Below are 15,959 nucleotides of genomic sequence, written 5' to 3' on the forward strand. Positions count from 1 at the left end.
CGGAAGAGATGGCAAAGCAGATCAAGGGCGTCCTGGGCGAGAAGCTCGGCATGACCCAGGTCTGGGACGAGAACAACCGTGTCGTCCCGGTGACCGTCGTCAAGGCCGGGCCCTGCGTCGTTACCCAGGTCCGTACGAATGACTCCGACGGCTACGAGTCGGTCCAGATCGCCTTCGGCGAGATCGACCCGCGCAAGGTGAACAAGCCCCTCAAGGGCCACTTCGCCAAGGCCGACGTGACCCCGCGCCGCCACCTGGTGGAGCTCCGTACCTCCGACGCCAGCGAGTACACGCTCGGCCAGGAGATCACTGCCGAGGTGTTCGAGTCCGGCGTCAAGGTTGACGTCACGGGCAAGAGCAAGGGCAAGGGCTTCGCCGGTGTCATGAAGCGTCACAACTTCAAGGGCCTCGGCGCCGGTCACGGTACCCAGCGCAAGCACCGCTCTCCCGGCTCCATCGGTGGCTGTGCCACCCCTGGGCGTGTCTTCAAGGGCATGCGCATGGCGGGCCGCATGGGCAACGAGCGGGTCACCACCCAGAACCTGACCATCCACGCGGTTGACGCGGAGAAGGGCCTGCTGCTCATCAAGGGCGCGGTTCCTGGTCCGAACGGCGGCCTCGTCCTCGTCCGCACTGCGGCCAAGGGGGTCTGAGGACTATGAGCACCATTGACATTCTGTCGCCCTCCGGCGACAAGTCCGGGACCGTCGAGCTTCCGGCCGAGATCTTCGACGCCAAGATCAGCATCCCGCTGATCCACCAGGTCGTCGTCGCGCAGCTGGCCGCTGCCCGTCAGGGCACGCACAAGGTCAAGCGTCGTGGCGAAGTCCGTGGTGGTGGCAAGAAGCCTTACCGCCAGAAGGGCACCGGCCGCGCCCGTCAGGGTTCGACCCGTGCGCCGCAGTTCGCCGGCGGTGGCGTCGTCCACGGCCCCACGCCGCGTGACTACTCGCAGCGGACCCCGAAGAAGATGAAGGCCGCCGCCCTGCGCGGTGCCCTCACCGACCGGGCCCGCAACTCCCGCATCCACGTCGTTTCCGGCGTGGTCGAGGGCGAGATCTCCACGAAGGCCGCCAAGTCCCTGCTGGGCAAGGTCAGCGAGCGCAAGAACGTGCTCCTGATTGTCGAGCGCTCGGACGAGGCCGCGTGGCTCTCCGCCCGCAACCTGCCCCAGGTGCACCTCCTGGAGCCGGGCCAGCTGAACACGTACGACGTGCTCGTCTCGGACGACGTGGTCTTCACCAAGGCCGCTTTCGAGTCCTTCGTGTCTGGCCCCAAGGCCGCTGAGACCGAAGGGAGCGACGCCTGATGTCCGAGGCGACCGTAACCAGCAAGACCTTCACGGACCCGCGCGACGTTCTCGTCAAGCCGGTTGTTTCCGAGAAGAGCTACGCCCTGCTCGACGAGAACAAGTACACGTTCATCGTCGCGCCCGGCTCCAACAAGACCCAGATCAAGCAGGCCGTCGAGGCGGTCTTCTCGGTCAAGGTCACCGGGGTCAACACGATCAACCGCCAGGGCAAGCGCAAGCGCACCCGCACCGGTTTCGGCAAGCGCGCCAACACCAAGCGCGCCATCGTGACCCTTGCCGAGGGCGACCGTATCGACATCTTCGGCGGCCCGACCTCCTGACGGAGGTCGAGTCGTCCGGAATCGGACGAGGACTGAGAAATGGGTATCCGCAAGTACAAGCCGACGACCCCGGGCCGTCGTGGCTCCAGCGTCGCCGACTTTGTCGAGATCACGCGGTCCACGCCGGAGAAGTCGCTGGTCCGCCCCCTGCACAGCAAGGGCGGCCGTAACAACACCGGTCGTGTGACCGTCCGTCACCAGGGCGGTGGCCACAAGCGCGCCTACCGCGTGATCGACTTCCGTCGTCACGACAAGGACGGCGTGCCGGCCAAGGTCGCTCACATCGAGTACGACCCGAACCGCACCGCGCGCATCGCGCTTCTGCACTACGCAGACGGCGAGAAGCGCTACATCATCGCGCCCAAGGGCCTGACGCAGGGCGACCGTGTCGAGAACGGCCCGGCCGCCGACATCAAGCCCGGCAACAACCTGGCGCTGCGCAACATCCCGGTCGGTACGACCATCCACGCCATCGAGCTGCGGCCCGGCGGCGGCGCGAAGTTCGCCCGTTCCGCGGGTGCCTCTGTGCAGCTGCTGGCGAAGGAGGGCACGATGGCCCACCTTCGTATGCCGTCCGGTGAGATCCGGCTGGTCGACGCCCGCTGCCGCGCCACCATTGGCGAGGTCGGCAACGCCGAGCAGTCGAACATCAACTGGGGCAAGGCCGGCCGTCTGCGCTGGAAGGGCGTTCGCCCGACCGTCCGCGGTGTCGCGATGAACCCGGTTGACCACCCGCACGGTGGTGGTGAGGGCAAGACCTCCGGTGGTCGCCACCCGGTCAGCCCGTGGGGTCAGAAGGAGGGTCGTACTCGCTCGCCGAAGAAGGCATCGAGCAAGTACATCGTCCGCCGCCGCAAGACGAACAAGAAGCGCTAGGAGCGGGTTTAGATGCCGCGCAGTCTCAAGAAGGGGCCCTTCGTCGACGGACACCTCATCAAGAAGGTGGATGTCCAGAACGAAGCCGGCACCAAGAACGTCATCAAGACCTGGTCCCGTCGCTCGATGATCGTCCCGGCCATGCTCGGCCACACGATCGCGGTGCACAACGGCAAGATCCACGTCCCGGTGTTCGTCACCGAGTCGATGGTCGGCCACAAGCTCGGCGAGTTCTCGCCGACTCGCACCTTCCGCGGCCACGTCAAGGACGACCGGAAGTCGAAGCGCCGCTAACGCGGGGTGACTGACTATGACTTACACCGAAGGGACAACCATGGAAGCCAGGGCCCAGGCGCGGTACATCCGCGTCACGCCCATGAAGGCCCGCCGAGTGGTGGACCTCATCCGTGGCATGGATGCCACGGAGGCTCAGGCGGTCCTGCGTTTCGCCCCGCAGGCCGCGAGCGTGCCGGTTGGCAAGGTGCTTGACAGCGCCATTGCCAACGCTGCACACAACTACGACCACACCGACGCCTCTTCGCTGGTCATCAGCGAGGCGTACGTGGACGAGGGCCCGACCCTGAAGCGGTTCCGTCCGCGTGCTCAGGGCCGTGCCTACCGGATCCGTAAGCGGACCAGCCACATCACCGTGGTCGTCAGCAGCAAGGAAGGAACCCGGTAATGGGCCAGAAGGTTAACCCGCATGGGTTCCGGCTCGGCATCACCACGGACTTCAAGTCCCGTTGGTACGCCGACAAGCTGTACAAGGACTACGTCAAGGAAGACGTCGCCATTCGTCGCATGATGACGAAGGGCATGGAGCGAGCCGGTATCTCGAAGGTTGAGATCGAGCGCACCCGCGACCGCGTCCGCGTTGACATCCACACCGCCCGCCCGGGCATCGTCATCGGCCGCCGTGGCGCCGAGGCCGACCGCATCCGTGGCGAGCTGGAGAAGCTGACCGGCAAGCAGGTCCAGCTGAACATCCTCGAGGTCAAGAACCCCGAGGTGGACGCTCAGCTGGTGGCCCAGGCCGTCGCCGAGCAGCTCTCCTCCCGCGTCTCCTTCCGTCGCGCCATGCGTAAGAGCATGCAGGGCACGATGAAGGCCGGCGCCAAGGGCATCAAGATCCAGTGCGGCGGCCGTCTCGGCGGCGCCGAGATGTCCCGCTCGGAGTTCTACCGCGAGGGCCGCGTGCCCCTGCACACGCTCCGTGCGAACGTCGACTACGGCTTCTTCGAGGCCAAGACGACCTTCGGCCGTATCGGTGTGAAGGTCTGGATCTACAAGGGCGACGTCAAGAACATCGCCGAGGTCCGCGCCGAGAACGCTGCGGCCCGTGCGGGTAACCGCCCGGCCCGTGGTGGCGCCGGCGACCGTCCGGCCGGTGGCCGTGGCGGTCGTGGTGGCGAGCGGGGCGGCCGCGGTGGTCGCAAGCCGCAGCAGTCTGCGCCGGCAGCCGAGGCCCCCAAGGCCGAGGCTCCCGCCGCTGCCGCTGCTCCGGCTGCTGAGAGCACCGGAACGGAGGCCTGACCGAAATGCTGATCCCCCGTAGGGTCAAGCACCGCAAGCAGCACCACCCGAAGCGCAGCGGTATGTCCAAGGGTGGTACGCAGGTTGCGTTCGGCGAGTACGGCATTCAGGCCCTCACTCCGGCGTACGTGACCAACCGCCAGATCGAGGCGGCTCGTATCGCGATGACCCGCCACATCAAGCGTGGCGGCAAGGTCTGGATCAACATCTACCCGGACCGCCCGCTGACGAAGAAGCCTGCCGAGACCCGCATGGGTTCCGGTAAGGGCTCCCCCGAGTGGTGGATCGCGAACGTCAAGCCCGGTCGGGTGATGTTCGAGCTGTCCTACCCGAACGAGAAGATTGCGCGTGAGGCGCTTACCCGCGCTGCTCACAAGCTTCCGATGAAGTGCCGGATCGTGCGGCGCGAGGCAGGTGAGTCGTGATGGCGGCCGTTACTAAGGCGTCCGAGCTGCGCGAACTGGGCGACGAGGAGCTTGTTGCCAAGCTTCGCGAGGCCAAGGAAGAGCTGTTCAACCTCCGCTTTCAGGCGGCGACCGGTCAGCTCGAGAACCACGGCCGGCTGAAGGCCGTTCGCAAGGACATCGCGCGGATCTACACCCTGATGCGTGAGCGCGAGCTGGGCATCGAGACGGTGGAGAGCGCCTGATGAGCGAGAGCAACGTGACCGAGAACAAGACCGACCGCGGTTTCCGCAAGACCCGCGAGGGTCTGGTCGTCAGCGACAAGATGGACAAGACCGTCGTCGTCGCTGTCGAGGACCGCGTCAAGCACGCGCTGTACGGCAAGGTCATTCGCCGTACGAACAAGCTCAAGGCGCACGACGAGCAGAACGCTGCCGGCGTCGGCGACCGCGTCCTCATCATGGAGACGCGTCCGCTGTCGGCGACCAAGCGCTGGCGCATCGTCGAGATCCTCGAGAAGGCCAAGTAATTACTTGAAGGGGTAACCCTTCAAGTCAGTTCCGCCAGGCTCGGCGGGGGCTGTGCTGTGACATTCAGAAGCAGCCGGCCCCCGCCGGGAACCGGCAGACGATCAGGAGATAGACGTGATCCAGCAGGAGTCGCGACTGCGTGTCGCCGACAACACTGGTGCCAAGGAGATCCTTTGCATCCGTGTTCTCGGTGGTTCCGGTCGCCGCTACGCGGGCATCGGTGACGTCATCGTCGCCACCGTCAAGGACGCGATCCCCGGTGGCAACGTGAAGAAGGGTGACGTCATCAAGGCGGTCATCGTTCGCACCGTCAAGGAGCGTCGTCGTCAGGACGGCTCGTACATCCGCTTCGACGAGAACGCCGCCGTCATTCTCAAGAACGACGGCGACCCTCGCGGCACCCGTATCTTCGGCCCGGTGGGTCGTGAGCTGCGCGAGAAGAAGTTCATGAAGATCATCTCGCTCGCGCCGGAGGTGCTGTAAGCATGAAGATCAAGAAGGGCGACCTGGTTCAGGTCATCACCGGTAAGGACAAGGGCAAGCAGGGCAAGGTCATCGTGGCCTACCCCGTTGAGAACCGTGTCCTCGTCGAGGGTGTCAACCGGGTCAAGAAGCACACCAAGGCCGGCCAGACCGCTCGCGGTTCGCAGACCGGTGGCATTGTGACGACCGAGGCTCCGATTCACGTGAGCAACGTTCAGCTCGTCGTGGAGAAGGACGGCAACAAGGTCGTCACGCGCGTCGGTTACCGCTTCGACGACGAGGGCAACAAGATCCGCGTTGCCAAGCGGACGGGTGAGGACATCTGATGGCGACCACCACCACTCCGCGTCTCAAGACGAAGTACCGCGAGGAGATCACGGGCAAGCTGCGTGAGGAGTTCTCGTACGAGAACGTCATGCAGATTCCCGGTCTCGTCAAGATCGTGGTCAACATGGGTGTGGGCGACGCCGCCCGCGACTCCAAGCTGATCGAGGGCGCCATCCGCGACCTCACCACGATCACTGGCCAGAAGCCGGCCGTCACCAAGGCTCGGAAGTCCATCGCGCAGTTCAAGCTGCGTGAGGGTCAGCCGATCGGCTGCCACGTCACCCTCCGCGGTGACCGCATGTGGGAGTTCCTGGACCGTACGCTGTCGCTCGCGCTGCCGCGTATCCGTGACTTCCGTGGTCTGTCGCCCAAGCAGTTCGACGGCCGTGGCAACTACACCTTCGGTCTCACGGAGCAGGTCATGTTCCACGAGATCGACCAGGACAAGATCGACCGGGTCCGGGGCATGGACATCACCGTGGTCACCACGGCGACCAACGACGACGAGGGTCGTGCCCTGCTTCGTCACCTCGGCTTCCCGTTCAAGGAGAACTGACCGTGGCGAAGAAGGCTCTGATCGCTAAGGCCGCCCGCAAGCCGAAGTTCGGTGTGCGCGCGTACACCCGCTGCCAGCGCTGCGGCCGGCCCCACTCCGTCTACCGCAAGTTCGGCCTGTGCCGCGTGTGCCTTCGTGAGATGGCTCACCGTGGCGAGCTGCCGGGCGTGACCAAGAGCTCCTGGTAATTCCCTACTTGGGAATTACCGGAGGCTCTCGGTAAGTATCTGGTCGGCGGGAGCCCTCCCTCACATGCCGTAGGCTTGTGGGGTTGGGCGCCTGCCGCCCTGACCGACTTACTACGCCGTAGGTCCCCGCACCGCACCCGTCCCGCCTATGAGTGGGGAGAGGGATGGCGCATACAGGAAACCCCGGCGAGAGAGGCCGAAGGCCAATTCATGACCATGACTGATCCCATCGCAGACATGCTCACGCGTCTGCGTAACGCGAACTCGGCGTACCACGACTCCGTCGTGATGCCGCACAGCAAGATCAAGTCGCACATCGCGGAGATCCTCCAGCAGGAGGGCTTCATCACCGGCTGGAAGGTCGAGGATGCCGAGGTCGGCAAGAACCTCGTCCTGGAGCTGAAGTTCGGCCCGAACCGCGAGCGTTCGATTGCCGGCATCAAGCGCATCTCCAAGCCGGGTCTGCGCGTGTACGCGAAGTCCACCAACCTGCCGAAGGTTCTTGGCGGCCTGGGCGTGGCGATCATCTCCACGTCCCACGGTCTCCTGACCGGCCAGCAGGCAGGCAAGAAGGGCGTAGGTGGGGAAGTCCTCGCCTACGTCTGGTAGTAGGGAACGGAGGAAAAGCTAATGTCGCGAATCGGCAAGCTCCCCATCCAGGTTCCCGCCGGTGTGGACGTCACCATCGATGGCCGTACGGTCGCCGTGAAGGGCCCCAAGGGTTCCCTCTCCCACACCGTTGCCGCGCCGATCGAGATCGTTAAGGGCGAGGAGGGCGTTCTCAACGTCACCCGTCCGAACGACGAGCGTCAGAACAAGGCCCTGCACGGCCTGTCCCGCACGCTGGTGGCGAACATGATCACCGGCGTGACCCAGGGTTACGTCAAGGCGCTCGAGATCAGCGGTGTCGGTTACCGCGTCGCCGCGAAGGGCTCCAACCTGGAGTTCCAGCTCGGCTACAGCCACTCGATCCTCGTGGAGGCGCCCGAGGGCATCTCCTTCAAGGTCGAGTCGCCGACCAAGTTCTCGGTCGAGGGCATCGACAAGCAGAAGGTCGGCGAGGTCGCCGCGAACATCCGCAAGCTGCGTAAGCCCGACCCGTACAAGGCCAAGGGCGTCAAGTACGCGGGCGAGGTCATCCGCCGCAAGGTCGGAAAGGCGGGTAAGTAAGCCATGGCATACGGTGTAAAGATTGCCAAGGGCGACGCGTACAAGCGCGCTGCCATCAAGCGCCGCCACATCCGCGTCCGCAAGCATGTCTCCGGTACGCCGGAGCGTCCGCGCCTGGTCGTGACGCGCTCCAACCGCAACATCGTTGCGCAGGTCATCGACGACATCGCGGGCCACACGCTCGCGTCGGCGTCGACCCTGGACACCTCGATCCGTGGTGGCGAGGGCGACAAGAGCGCCCAGGCCCAGCAGGTCGGCGCGCTTGTCGCCGAGCGTGCGAAGGCTGCCGGTGTCGAGGCCGTCGTGTTCGACCGCGGTGGCAACAGGTACGCCGGGCGCATTGCCGCTCTGGCTGACGCCGCCCGCGAAGCCGGGCTGAAGTTCTAAGCCCCGGTTCCGGGACTAACGGACGTAACAGAGAGAGGTAAATCCAATGGCTGGACCCCAGCGCCGCGGAAGCGGTGCCGGTGGCGGCGAGCGGCGGGACCGGAAGGGTCGCGACGGTGGCGCTGCCGCCGAGAAGACCGCATACGTTGAGCGCGTTGTCGCGATCAACCGCGTCGCCAAGGTTGTCAAGGGTGGTCGCCGCTTCAGCTTCACCGCGCTGGTCGTGGTGGGCGACGGTGACGGCACCGTAGGTGTCGGATACGGCAAGGCCAAGGAAGTTCCCGCGGCCATCGCCAAGGGCGTGGAAGAGGCCAAGAAGAACTTCTTCAAGGTCCCGCGTATCCAGGGCACGATCCCTCACCCGATCACGGGTGAGAAGGCTGCGGGCGTCGTCCTGCTCAAGCCGGCTTCCCCCGGTACCGGCGTTATCGCCGGTGGCCCGGTGCGCGCCGTGCTCGAGTGCGCCGGCGTTCACGACATCCTGTCGAAGTCGCTCGGCTCGTCCAATGCGATCAACATCGTGCACGCGACCGTGGCGGCCCTCAAGGGCCTGCAGCGTCCCGAGGAGATCGCGGCTCGCCGTGGTCTGCCCCTCGAGGACGTCGCCCCCGCGGCTCTGCTTCGTGCACGTGCGGGAGCGGGTGCGTAATGGCTCGCCTCAAGATCACGCAGACGAAGTCGTACATCGGCAGCAAGCAGAACCACCGCGACACCCTTCGTTCGCTCGGGCTCAAGCGCCTGCACGACGTGGTTGTCAAGGATGACCGCCCCGAGTTCCGCGGAATGGTGCACACCGTCCGCCACCTCGTGACGGTTGAGGAGGTCGACTGACATGGCGGAGCAGAACCCGCTGAAGGTCCACAACCTCCGTCCTGCCCCGGGCGCCAAGACCGCCAAGACCCGTGTGGGTCGTGGCGAGGCGTCCAAGGGTAAGACCGCAGGTCGTGGTACCAAGGGCACCAAGGCCCGTTACCAGGTTCCGGAGCGCTTCGAGGGTGGGCAGATGCCCCTCCACATGCGTCTCCCGAAGCTCAAGGGCTTCAAGAACCCGTTCCGCACCGAGTACCAGGTCGTGAACCTGGACAAGCTCGGCGCTCTCTACCCCGAGGGTGGAGAGGTCACGGTGGCCGATCTGGTCGCCAAGGGCGCGGTGCGCAAGAACAGCCTCGTCAAGGTCCTGGGCCAGGGCGAGATCTCCGTGGCGCTGCAGGTGACGGTTGACGCCGTCTCCGGCTCCGCCAAGGAGAAGATTGCCGCTGCCGGCGGCACCGTCACCGAGCTCGTCTGAGACGAGTTCAGTGGCTGAAAGCTGAAAACCGACCGGGGATGCCTCCCAAAAGGGGCATCCCCGGTTGGTCGTTCCTAGGGGAGCACTGTCGCCGGTAAGGTGGCGTGCACTGTTGCTGTAAACAAAGGGGGTTCTGCCCCCGGGCCGCTCGGTCTGTCCGACCAAGACCGTGCGGGTTTGCCTGATTCGTATCCGTCGATCCTCAATACCGTCACCTCTGACGCAGTAGCGCGGGGGTCGCAGGAGGCACCGTGCTCACCGCGTTCGCCCGGGCGTTCAAGACGCCCGACCTGCGCAAGAAGCTGCTCTTCACGCTCAGCATCATCGTGCTGTACCGACTCGGGTCGCACATTCCCGTCCCTGGCGTGAACTACCAGAACGTCCAGATCTGTGTCGAACAGGCGCAGAAGGGCAATAACAGCCTGTTCGGCCTGGTGAACATGTTCAGTGGCGGGGCGCTGCTGCAGATCACCATCTTCGCGCTCGGCATCATGCCGTACATCACGGCGAGCATCATCCTGCAGTTGCTGACTGTGGTCATCCCACGGCTGGAGGCCCTCAAGAAGGAGGGTTCGGCCGGCACGGCGAAGATCACGCAGTACACGCGTTACCTGACGGTGGCGCTCGCCGTACTGCAGGGCACCGGCCTGGTGGCCACTGCCCGCAGCGGTGCGCTCTTCCAGAACTGTCAGGTCGCCAGCGAGATCGTTCCCAACCGCTCGATCTTCACCACCATCGTCATGGTGGTGACCATGACCGCGGGCACCGCGGCCGTCATGTGGCTCGGTGAGCTCATCACCGACCGCGGCATCGGCAACGGCATGTCCATCCTGATGTTCATCTCGATCGCCGCCGGCTTCCCGGGCGCCCTGTGGGCGATCAAGCAGACCGGCAAGCTCGCCAAGGGCTGGATCGAGTTCGGCACGGTCATCCTGATCGGCTTCGTGATGGTCGCCCTGGTGGTCTTCGTCGAGCAGGCTCAGCGCCGTATCCCGGTGCAGTACGCGAAGCGCATGATTGGGCGGCGGTCGTACGGCGGTACGTCCACATACATCCCGCTCAAGGTCAACCAGGCGGGTGTGATTCCCGTCATCTTCGCGTCGTCGCTGCTCTACATCCCGGCGCTGGTCGCCCAGTTCTCCAACTCCCAAGCGGGCTGGAAGACCTGGATCCAAACGCACTTCGTCAAGGGTGACCACCCGTATTACATCGTCACGTACTTCCTCCTGATCGTGTTCTTCGCCTTCTTCTATGTGGCGATTTCGTTCAACCCCGAGGAAGTCGCCGACAACATGAAGAAGTATGGTGGCTTCATCCCGGGCATCCGGGCTGGCCGCCCTACTGCCGAGTATCTGAGCTACGTGCTCAACCGGATCACTTGGCCGGGCTCGCTGTACCTGGGTCTGATTGCTCTTGTCCCGACGATGGCGTTGGCAGGCTTCGGAGGCGCGAACCAGAACTTCCCGTTCGGCGGGACGAGCATCCTCATCATCGTGGGTGTGGGTCTGGAGACCGTGAAGCAGATCGAGAGCCAGCTCCAGCAGCGTAATTACGAAGGGTTCCTCCGCTGATGCGAATCGTCCTCGTCGGACCGCCCGGTGCCGGCAAGGGAACGCAGGCTGCGTTCCTTGCCAAGAACCTGTCGATCCCGCACATCTCCACGGGCGACCTCTTCCGCGCCAACATCAGTCAGGGCACGGAGCTCGGCAAGCAGGCCAAGGCGTACATGGACGCCGGCAAGCTGGTACCCGACGAGGTCACCGTCGGGATGGCGAAGGACCGCCTGCAGCAGCCGGACGCCGAGAACGGCTTCCTGCTTGACGGCTTCCCGCGCAATGTCGGCCAGGCCGAGGCGCTCGACGACTACCTCAAGGGCGCGGGGCTGAAGCTGGACGCCGTGCTCGACCTGGAGGTCCCCGAGGACGAGGTCGTGAAGCGGATCGCGGGCCGTCGTGTCTGCCGCAACAACAGCGCGCACGTCTACCACGTGTCGTACTCCCCGCCGAAGGCCGAGGGTGTCTGCGACGAGTGCGGCGGCGAGCTGTACCAGCGCGACGACGACTCCGAGGAGACCGTGCGCACGCGGCTCGAGGTCTACCACACGCAGACCGAGCCGATCATCGACTACTACAGGGCCCAGGACCTGGTGGTCACCATCTCCGCGCTCGGCAAGGTCACGGACGTGACGGCCCGGGCGATGGAAGCACTTCAGGTGGACCGGGCCGCGCAGGCCTGAGCAGATCCGCCACACGTACGGCCGCGGTGTCCTACGGGCGCCGCGGCCGTATTGTTGAGTAGCCTCTTTGCCAAGTCGACCCAGAAAGGCGCCTGCCGCAATGGTGCAGATCAAGACCCCCGAGCAGATCGCGAAGATGCGTGAGGCGGGGCTGGTCGTCGCGGCCATCCACGCGGCCACCCGTGAGGCAGCGGTGCCGGGCGCCACCACCAGGGATCTGGATGAGGTCGCCCGCAAGGTGATCGCCGACCACGGTGCGAAGTCCAACTTTCTGGGGTACGGCGGGTTCCCCGCGACGATCTGCACCTCGGTCAACGAGGTTGTCGTCCACGGCATCCCGGACGAGAAGACCGTCCTCAAGGACGGCGACATCATCTCCATCGACGCCGGCGCGGTCATCGACGGCTGGCACGGTGACGCCGCGTACACCGCCTTCGTCGGCACCGGCCACGCACCGGAGCTGATCGAGCTCTCCCGGGTCACCGAGGAGTCGATGTGGGCCGGCATCGCCGCGATGAAGAACGGCAACCGGCTGATCGACGTCTCCCGCGCCATCGAGACGTACATCCGCCGTCAGCCGCGTCCCGCGACCGGCAAGTACGGGATCATCGAGGAGTACGGCGGCCACGGCATCGGCACCGAGATGCACATGGACCCGCATCTGCTCAACTACGTCTCGAAGAAGCGCGGCCGCGGCCCCAAGCTGGTCCCCGGTCTCTGCCTGGCGATCGAGCCGATGGTCTCGCTCGGCACCCCGCACACCGAGGTCCTGCAGGACGAGTGGACCGTCATCACCACGGACGGCACCTGGTCCTCGCACTGGGAGCACTCGATCGCGCTGACCGAGGAGGGCCCGCTGGTGCTGACGGCGCCGGACTGCGGCCGGGCCAAGCTGGCGGAGCTCGGCATCACGGCCGCGCCCGACCCCCTCGCCTCCGCTTAAGGATCTCCGCGGGTGGGCAGACTTGCCGGATTCGTCTTTTCGAGTGCCCTGTCGTAGACTGATGCGTCGGCTCTTGTGTATCCGTGTGTCTGCATACGGTAGCGCGAGTCGATCAAGGTAGCCGATTCGAAAGGCGAAGCGTGGCCAAGAAGCAAGGTGCCATCGAAATTGAGGGCACCGTGATCGAGTCCCTCCCGAACGCCATGTTCAAGGTGGAACTCCAGAACGGTCACAAGGTCCTCGCGCACATCTCCGGCAAGATGCGGATGCATTACATCCGTATCCTTCCGGACGACCGGGTCGTCGTGGAGCTGTCTCCGTACGACCTGACGCGTGGCCGGATCGTCTACCGGTACAAGTAGATCTTGCTGTCACCCCATTACGTGGGGTGCCGGCACTGACCCGGAGAACCTCACCCCATGAAGGTCAAGCCGAGCGTCAAGAAGATCTGCGACAAGTGCAAGGTGATCCGCCGTCACGGCCGGGTCATGGTCATCTGCGACAACCTGCGCCACAAGCAGCGCCAGGGCTGACGCACGACCACCTGCACTCGCAGTTCTTCGCGCGACGCACGTAAAAAGTACATACGCAGAGCCCGCCTGGCCCTAGGGCTGGCGATACCTCCGGCGGAGGCCGGAGACCTGGTCCGTACCACCCACCTCTTCGGGTCGGCGGCCACGGAACGCTCTGCGGAAGACCTCCGAAATCAACAGGAGCCATGAATGGCACGCCTTTCCGGCGTTGACCTCCCGCGCGAAAAGCGCGTTGAGATCGCCCTCACCTACGTCTTCGGTATCGGGCGCACCCGGTCCAAGGAAGCGCTCGCCGCCACCGGTGTCGACCCCAACACCCGCGTTCGTGACCTGGCCGAGGAAGACCTGGTCAAGCTGCGCGAGTACGTGGATGCCAACCTCAAGACCGAGGGTGACCTCCGTCGCGAGGTCCAGGCGGACATTCGCCGCAAGGTCGAGATCGGCTGCTACCAGGGTCTGCGGCACCGCCGTGGCCTGCCGGTCCACGGTCAGCGCACGAGCACGAACGCACGTACCCGCAAGGGCCCGCGTCGCGCGATCGCCGGCAAGAAGAAGCCGGGCAAGAAGTAGTCCTCAGCCGGACGCTCATCAGCGGTCTTCGCTGTAGGACCGACCACCTCCCGTAGGAGTAATAGATGCCCCCCAAGGGTCGTCAGGGCGCTGCCAAGAAGGTGCGCCGCAAGGAAAAGAAGAACGTCGCTCATGGGCACGCCCACATCAAGAGCACGTTCAACAACACCATCGTTTCGATCACCGACCCCGCGGGCAACGTGATCTCCTGGGCCTCCGCCGGCCACGTCGGCTTCAAGGGCTCGCGCAAGTCCACCCCCTTCGCCGCGCAGATGGCCGCCGAGTCGGCCGCCCGCCGCGCGCAGGAGCACGGCATGCGCAAGGTCGACGTCTTCGTCAAGGGTCCCGGCTCCGGCCGTGAGACCGCGATCCGCTCCCTCCAGGCCACGGGCCTCGAGGTCGGTTCGATCCAGGACGTCACCCCCACCCCGCACAACGGCTGCCGCCCTCCGAAGCGTCGCCGCGTCTGACCCTGTCCCTGCCCCCTTCACCGGGGGAATAGGGATGGTTTGCGGGCGGTACGGCGCTTAGGTGCCGTACCGCCCGTACCCTTGTTTCTGTTGGCATCAAATAGTGGGTGCCAAGACTGGAGGCATTTCTCATGCTTATCGCTCAGCGTCCCTCGCTGACCGAAGAGGTCGTCGACGAGTACCGCTCGCGGTTCGTCATCGAGCCGCTGGAGCCGGGTTTCGGCTACACGCTCGGCAACTCCCTTCGCCGTACGCTTCTCTCCTCGATCCCCGGCGCTGCTGTCACCAGCATCCGGATCGACGGTGTCCTGCACGAGTTCACCACCGTGCCGGGCGTCAAGGAGGACGTCACCGACCTCATCCTGAACATCAAGCAGCTGGTCGTCTCCTCGGAGCACGACGAGCCGGTCGTGATGTACCTGCGCAAGCAGGGTCCCGGCCTGGTCACCGCTGCTGACATCGCCCCGCCGGCCGGTGTCGAGGTGCACAACCCCGACCTGGTGCTCGCCACGCTGAACGGCAAGGGCAAGCTGGAGATGGAGCTGACCGTCGAGCGCGGTCGCGGCTATGTCTCCGCCGTGCAGAACAAGCAGGTGGGCCAGGAGATCGGCCGTATCCCGGTCGACTCCATCTACTCGCCGGTGCTCAAGGTCACGTACAAGGTCGAGGCGACCCGTGTCGAGCAGCGCACCGACTTCGACAAGCTGATCGTCGACGTCGAGACCAAGCAGGCCATGCGTCCGCGTGACGCCATGGCTTCGGCCGGTAAGACCCTGGTCGAGCTGTTCGGTCTGGCGCGCGAGCTCAACATCGACGCCGAGGGCATCGACATGGGTCCGTCCCCGACGGACGCCGCGCTCGCCGCCGATCTTGCGCTGCCGATCGAGGAGCTCGAGCTCACCGTTCGCTCGTACAACTGCCTCAAGCGCGAGGGCATCCACTCCGTGGGTGAGCTCGTGGCGCGTTCCGAGGCGGACCTGCTCGACATCCGCAACTTCGGTGCGAAGTCGATCGACGAGGTCAAGGCGAAGCTGGCCGGCATGGGCCTGGCGCTCAAGGACAGCCCGCCCGGATTCGACCCGACCGCCGCCGCCGACGCCTTCGGCGCCGACGACGACGCGGACGCGGGCTTCGTGGAGACCGAGCAGTACTGATCATCCTCCGGCGGGGGCGCCCGGGATTTACTTCCGGGTGCCCCGTGCCGGGGCCGGGGACTTGTCCTCGAACGCCGGACGGGCCGGAAGGTGCCGTTCGCGCGTGATTACGACTTCCGCTGGGCGGCCGCCTCGCGGGAACTGACACCGGTACCTGATACGGCCGGTGCAGCACACAAGGAGAAACACCATGCCGAAGCCCGCCAAGGGTGCCCGTCTGGGCGGCAGCGCCGCGCACGAGAAGCTGCTACTTGCGAACCTCGCGAAGTCGCTCTTCGAGCACGGCCGCATCACCACGACCGAGGCCAAGGCCCGCCGCCTTCGTCCGGTCGCCGAGCGCCTGATCACCAAGGCGAAGAAGGGCGACATCCACAACCGTCGCCTGGTCCTGCAGACGATCACGGACAAGAGCATCGTGCACACGCTCTTCACCGAGATCGCTCCGCGGTACGCCGAGCGCCCGGGTGGCTACACCCGTATCACCAAGATCGGTGGCCGTCGTGGCGACAACGCCCCGATGGCCGTGATCGAGCTGGTCGAGGGTGAGATCGCGAAGAAGGCGACCGTTGCCGAGGCCGAGGCCGCTGCCAAGCGCGCGGTCAAGGAAGACGCCCTCAAGAAGGACGAGGTCGTCGAGGACGCCGCTCCGGCGGACGAGTCCAAGGACGCCTGAGCGTTC

General features: G+C 65.5%; 29 protein-coding genes. All 29 read left to right on the forward strand.

Going from position 1 to position 15,959, the window contains the following annotated elements:
• The first annotated feature begins 8 nt into the window (after positions 1-8).
• The 29 genes from rplC to rplQ all read left to right on the forward strand — a co-directional run bounded on the left by rplC (position 9) and on the right by rplQ (position 15,953).
• Positions 9-653 (forward strand): 50S ribosomal protein L3, encoded by a 645-nt coding sequence (gene rplC / locus OG966_RS24300; RefSeq protein ID WP_326651944.1) that lies wholly within the window; start codon positions 9-11, stop codon positions 651-653.
• 5 nt (positions 654-658) lie between these two features.
• Complete coding sequence (gene rplD / locus OG966_RS24305) at positions 659-1,309, forward strand: 50S ribosomal protein L4 (RefSeq protein WP_326651945.1); 651 nt, start codon at positions 659-661, stop codon at positions 1,307-1,309.
• A complete protein-coding gene (gene rplW / locus OG966_RS24310; protein ID WP_326651946.1) occupies positions 1,309-1,632 on the forward strand; it encodes a 50S ribosomal protein L23 in 324 nt (107 codons plus the stop codon). The genes rplD and rplW overlap by 1 nt, the downstream gene beginning before the upstream one ends.
• Positions 1,633-1,671: 39 nt before the next feature.
• Positions 1,672-2,508 carry a 50S ribosomal protein L2 gene (gene rplB / locus OG966_RS24315; protein ID WP_108151510.1) on the forward strand — a complete coding sequence of 279 codons (837 nt, stop codon included), beginning with the start codon at positions 1,672-1,674 and terminating at the stop codon, positions 2,506-2,508.
• Between the two features lie 12 nt (positions 2,509-2,520).
• On the forward strand, positions 2,521-2,802 hold the full coding sequence (gene rpsS / locus OG966_RS24320; RefSeq protein WP_003966956.1) for a 30S ribosomal protein S19: 282 nt from the start codon (positions 2,521-2,523) through the stop codon (positions 2,800-2,802).
• A gap of 40 nt (positions 2,803-2,842) precedes the next feature.
• Positions 2,843-3,190 (forward strand): 50S ribosomal protein L22, encoded by a 348-nt coding sequence (rplV, locus tag OG966_RS24325; protein ID WP_004571827.1) that lies wholly within the window; start codon positions 2,843-2,845, stop codon positions 3,188-3,190.
• Positions 3,190-4,041 carry a 30S ribosomal protein S3 gene (gene rpsC / locus OG966_RS24330; protein WP_307661679.1) on the forward strand — a complete coding sequence of 284 codons (852 nt, stop codon included), beginning with the start codon at positions 3,190-3,192 and terminating at the stop codon, positions 4,039-4,041. Before rplV ends, rpsC begins: the two co-directional genes overlap by 1 nt.
• A 5-nt stretch (positions 4,042-4,046) precedes the next feature.
• The gene (gene rplP / locus OG966_RS24335; RefSeq protein WP_014047785.1) at positions 4,047-4,466 is read left to right on the forward strand and encodes a 50S ribosomal protein L16; all 420 of its coding nucleotides are present in this window, start codon (positions 4,047-4,049) and stop codon (positions 4,464-4,466) included.
• Complete coding sequence (gene rpmC, locus OG966_RS24340) at positions 4,466-4,690, forward strand: 50S ribosomal protein L29 (protein ID WP_040024284.1); 225 nt, start codon at positions 4,466-4,468, stop codon at positions 4,688-4,690. Before rplP ends, rpmC begins: the two co-directional genes overlap by 1 nt.
• On the forward strand, positions 4,690-4,974 hold the full coding sequence (rpsQ, locus tag OG966_RS24345) for a 30S ribosomal protein S17 (RefSeq protein ID WP_326651947.1): 285 nt from the start codon (positions 4,690-4,692) through the stop codon (positions 4,972-4,974). Before rpmC ends, rpsQ begins: the two co-directional genes overlap by 1 nt.
• Before the next feature lie 115 nt (positions 4,975-5,089).
• Positions 5,090-5,458, forward strand: coding sequence for a 50S ribosomal protein L14 (rplN, locus tag OG966_RS24350; RefSeq protein WP_023539336.1), 369 nt, complete (start codon positions 5,090-5,092; stop codon positions 5,456-5,458).
• A gap of 2 nt (positions 5,459-5,460) precedes the next feature.
• A complete protein-coding gene (rplX, locus tag OG966_RS24355) occupies positions 5,461-5,784 on the forward strand; it encodes a 50S ribosomal protein L24 (RefSeq protein WP_326651948.1) in 324 nt (107 codons plus the stop codon).
• On the forward strand, positions 5,784-6,341 hold the full coding sequence (gene rplE, locus OG966_RS24360) for a 50S ribosomal protein L5 (protein WP_326651949.1): 558 nt from the start codon (positions 5,784-5,786) through the stop codon (positions 6,339-6,341). Before rplX ends, rplE begins: the two co-directional genes overlap by 1 nt.
• Before the next feature lie 2 nt (positions 6,342-6,343).
• Positions 6,344-6,529: a type Z 30S ribosomal protein S14 gene (locus tag OG966_RS24365; RefSeq protein ID WP_003956452.1), complete on the forward strand. Its 186-nt coding sequence runs from the start codon at positions 6,344-6,346 to the stop codon at positions 6,527-6,529.
• A gap of 210 nt (positions 6,530-6,739) precedes the next feature.
• On the forward strand, positions 6,740-7,138 hold the full coding sequence (gene rpsH, locus OG966_RS24370) for a 30S ribosomal protein S8 (protein ID WP_003966947.1): 399 nt from the start codon (positions 6,740-6,742) through the stop codon (positions 7,136-7,138).
• Positions 7,139-7,159: 21 nt separating this feature from the next.
• Positions 7,160-7,699, forward strand: a complete 540-nt coding sequence (rplF, locus tag OG966_RS24375; protein WP_108151519.1) for a 50S ribosomal protein L6 — start codon at positions 7,160-7,162, stop codon at positions 7,697-7,699.
• Positions 7,700-7,702: 3 nt separating this feature from the next.
• Positions 7,703-8,086 carry a 50S ribosomal protein L18 gene (gene rplR / locus OG966_RS24380; RefSeq protein ID WP_093799540.1) on the forward strand — a complete coding sequence of 128 codons (384 nt, stop codon included), beginning with the start codon at positions 7,703-7,705 and terminating at the stop codon, positions 8,084-8,086.
• 46 nt (positions 8,087-8,132) lie between these two features.
• Entirely contained in the window at positions 8,133-8,735 is a 603-nt protein-coding gene (gene rpsE / locus OG966_RS24385; RefSeq protein WP_160506669.1) for a 30S ribosomal protein S5, read from the forward strand.
• A complete protein-coding gene (gene rpmD, locus OG966_RS24390) occupies positions 8,735-8,917 on the forward strand; it encodes a 50S ribosomal protein L30 (protein ID WP_093594204.1) in 183 nt (60 codons plus the stop codon). Before rpsE ends, rpmD begins: the two co-directional genes overlap by 1 nt.
• A 1-nt stretch (position 8,918) precedes the next feature.
• Positions 8,919-9,374 carry a 50S ribosomal protein L15 gene (rplO, locus tag OG966_RS24395; RefSeq protein WP_114037182.1) on the forward strand — a complete coding sequence of 152 codons (456 nt, stop codon included), beginning with the start codon at positions 8,919-8,921 and terminating at the stop codon, positions 9,372-9,374.
• A 251-nt stretch (positions 9,375-9,625) separates the two neighbouring features.
• Positions 9,626-10,945 (forward strand): preprotein translocase subunit SecY, encoded by a 1,320-nt coding sequence (secY, locus tag OG966_RS24400; protein WP_326651951.1) that lies wholly within the window; start codon positions 9,626-9,628, stop codon positions 10,943-10,945.
• Positions 10,945-11,610 (forward strand): adenylate kinase, encoded by a 666-nt coding sequence (locus OG966_RS24405; RefSeq protein WP_326651952.1) that lies wholly within the window; start codon positions 10,945-10,947, stop codon positions 11,608-11,610. Before secY ends, OG966_RS24405 begins: the two co-directional genes overlap by 1 nt.
• 100 nt (positions 11,611-11,710) lie before the next feature.
• Entirely contained in the window at positions 11,711-12,553 is an 843-nt protein-coding gene (gene map / locus OG966_RS24410; protein ID WP_326651953.1) for a type I methionyl aminopeptidase, read from the forward strand.
• A gap of 140 nt (positions 12,554-12,693) precedes the next feature.
• Entirely contained in the window at positions 12,694-12,915 is a 222-nt protein-coding gene (gene infA / locus OG966_RS24415; protein WP_003956442.1) for a translation initiation factor IF-1, read from the forward strand.
• 57 nt (positions 12,916-12,972) lie between these two features.
• Positions 12,973-13,086, forward strand: a complete 114-nt coding sequence (rpmJ, locus tag OG966_RS24420) for a 50S ribosomal protein L36 (protein WP_003956441.1) — start codon at positions 12,973-12,975, stop codon at positions 13,084-13,086.
• A 189-nt stretch (positions 13,087-13,275) separates the two neighbouring features.
• Positions 13,276-13,656, forward strand: a complete 381-nt coding sequence (rpsM, locus tag OG966_RS24425; protein ID WP_326651954.1) for a 30S ribosomal protein S13 — start codon at positions 13,276-13,278, stop codon at positions 13,654-13,656.
• Between the two features lie 65 nt (positions 13,657-13,721).
• Positions 13,722-14,126: a 30S ribosomal protein S11 gene (rpsK, locus tag OG966_RS24430; protein ID WP_006376016.1), complete on the forward strand. Its 405-nt coding sequence runs from the start codon at positions 13,722-13,724 to the stop codon at positions 14,124-14,126.
• Between the two features lie 131 nt (positions 14,127-14,257).
• Positions 14,258-15,280, forward strand: coding sequence for a DNA-directed RNA polymerase subunit alpha (locus OG966_RS24435; RefSeq protein ID WP_003956430.1), 1,023 nt, complete (start codon positions 14,258-14,260; stop codon positions 15,278-15,280).
• Between the two features lie 190 nt (positions 15,281-15,470).
• Positions 15,471-15,953 (forward strand): 50S ribosomal protein L17, encoded by a 483-nt coding sequence (gene rplQ / locus OG966_RS24440; RefSeq protein ID WP_326651955.1) that lies wholly within the window; start codon positions 15,471-15,473, stop codon positions 15,951-15,953.
• Positions 15,954-15,959 lie beyond the last annotated feature (6 nt).

The organism is Streptomyces sp. NBC_01750, from assembly GCF_035918095.1.
Classification (GTDB): domain Bacteria; phylum Actinomycetota; class Actinomycetes; order Streptomycetales; family Streptomycetaceae; genus Streptomyces.

Excerpts from the sequence above, each read along its gene's own strand:
- rplC (WP_326651944.1), top strand. The coding sequence starts at position 9 with ATGGCAAAGCAGATCAAGGGCGTCCTGGGCGAGAAGCTCGGCATGACC.
- rplD (WP_326651945.1), top strand. The coding sequence starts at position 659 with ATGAGCACCATTGACATTCTGTCGCCCTCCGGCGACAAGTCCGGGACC.
- rplW (WP_326651946.1), top strand. The coding sequence starts at position 1,309 with ATGTCCGAGGCGACCGTAACCAGCAAGACCTTCACGGACCCGCGCGAC.
- rplB (WP_108151510.1), top strand. The coding sequence starts at position 1,672 with ATGGGTATCCGCAAGTACAAGCCGACGACCCCGGGCCGTCGTGGCTCC.
- rpsS (WP_003966956.1), top strand. The coding sequence starts at position 2,521 with ATGCCGCGCAGTCTCAAGAAGGGGCCCTTCGTCGACGGACACCTCATC.
- rplV (WP_004571827.1), top strand. The coding sequence starts at position 2,843 with ATGGAAGCCAGGGCCCAGGCGCGGTACATCCGCGTCACGCCCATGAAG.
- rpsC (WP_307661679.1), top strand. The coding sequence starts at position 3,190 with ATGGGCCAGAAGGTTAACCCGCATGGGTTCCGGCTCGGCATCACCACG.
- rplP (WP_014047785.1), top strand. The coding sequence starts at position 4,047 with ATGCTGATCCCCCGTAGGGTCAAGCACCGCAAGCAGCACCACCCGAAG.
- rpmC (WP_040024284.1), top strand. The coding sequence starts at position 4,466 with ATGGCGGCCGTTACTAAGGCGTCCGAGCTGCGCGAACTGGGCGACGAG.
- rpsQ (WP_326651947.1), top strand. The coding sequence starts at position 4,690 with ATGAGCGAGAGCAACGTGACCGAGAACAAGACCGACCGCGGTTTCCGC.
- rplX (WP_326651948.1), top strand. The coding sequence starts at position 5,461 with ATGAAGATCAAGAAGGGCGACCTGGTTCAGGTCATCACCGGTAAGGAC.
- rplE (WP_326651949.1), top strand. The coding sequence starts at position 5,784 with ATGGCGACCACCACCACTCCGCGTCTCAAGACGAAGTACCGCGAGGAG.
- rpsH (WP_003966947.1), top strand. The coding sequence starts at position 6,740 with ATGACCATGACTGATCCCATCGCAGACATGCTCACGCGTCTGCGTAAC.
- rplF (WP_108151519.1), top strand. The coding sequence starts at position 7,160 with ATGTCGCGAATCGGCAAGCTCCCCATCCAGGTTCCCGCCGGTGTGGAC.
- rplR (WP_093799540.1), top strand. The coding sequence starts at position 7,703 with ATGGCATACGGTGTAAAGATTGCCAAGGGCGACGCGTACAAGCGCGCT.
- rpsE (WP_160506669.1), top strand. The coding sequence starts at position 8,133 with ATGGCTGGACCCCAGCGCCGCGGAAGCGGTGCCGGTGGCGGCGAGCGG.
- rpmD (WP_093594204.1), top strand. The coding sequence starts at position 8,735 with ATGGCTCGCCTCAAGATCACGCAGACGAAGTCGTACATCGGCAGCAAG.
- rplO (WP_114037182.1), top strand. The coding sequence starts at position 8,919 with ATGGCGGAGCAGAACCCGCTGAAGGTCCACAACCTCCGTCCTGCCCCG.
- OG966_RS24405 (WP_326651952.1), top strand. The coding sequence starts at position 10,945 with ATGCGAATCGTCCTCGTCGGACCGCCCGGTGCCGGCAAGGGAACGCAG.
- map (WP_326651953.1), top strand. The coding sequence starts at position 11,711 with ATGGTGCAGATCAAGACCCCCGAGCAGATCGCGAAGATGCGTGAGGCG.
- rpmJ (WP_003956441.1), top strand. The coding sequence starts at position 12,973 with ATGAAGGTCAAGCCGAGCGTCAAGAAGATCTGCGACAAGTGCAAGGTG.
- rpsM (WP_326651954.1), top strand. The coding sequence starts at position 13,276 with ATGGCACGCCTTTCCGGCGTTGACCTCCCGCGCGAAAAGCGCGTTGAG.
- rpsK (WP_006376016.1), top strand. The coding sequence starts at position 13,722 with ATGCCCCCCAAGGGTCGTCAGGGCGCTGCCAAGAAGGTGCGCCGCAAG.
- OG966_RS24435 (WP_003956430.1), top strand. The coding sequence starts at position 14,258 with ATGCTTATCGCTCAGCGTCCCTCGCTGACCGAAGAGGTCGTCGACGAG.
- rplQ (WP_326651955.1), top strand. The coding sequence starts at position 15,471 with ATGCCGAAGCCCGCCAAGGGTGCCCGTCTGGGCGGCAGCGCCGCGCAC.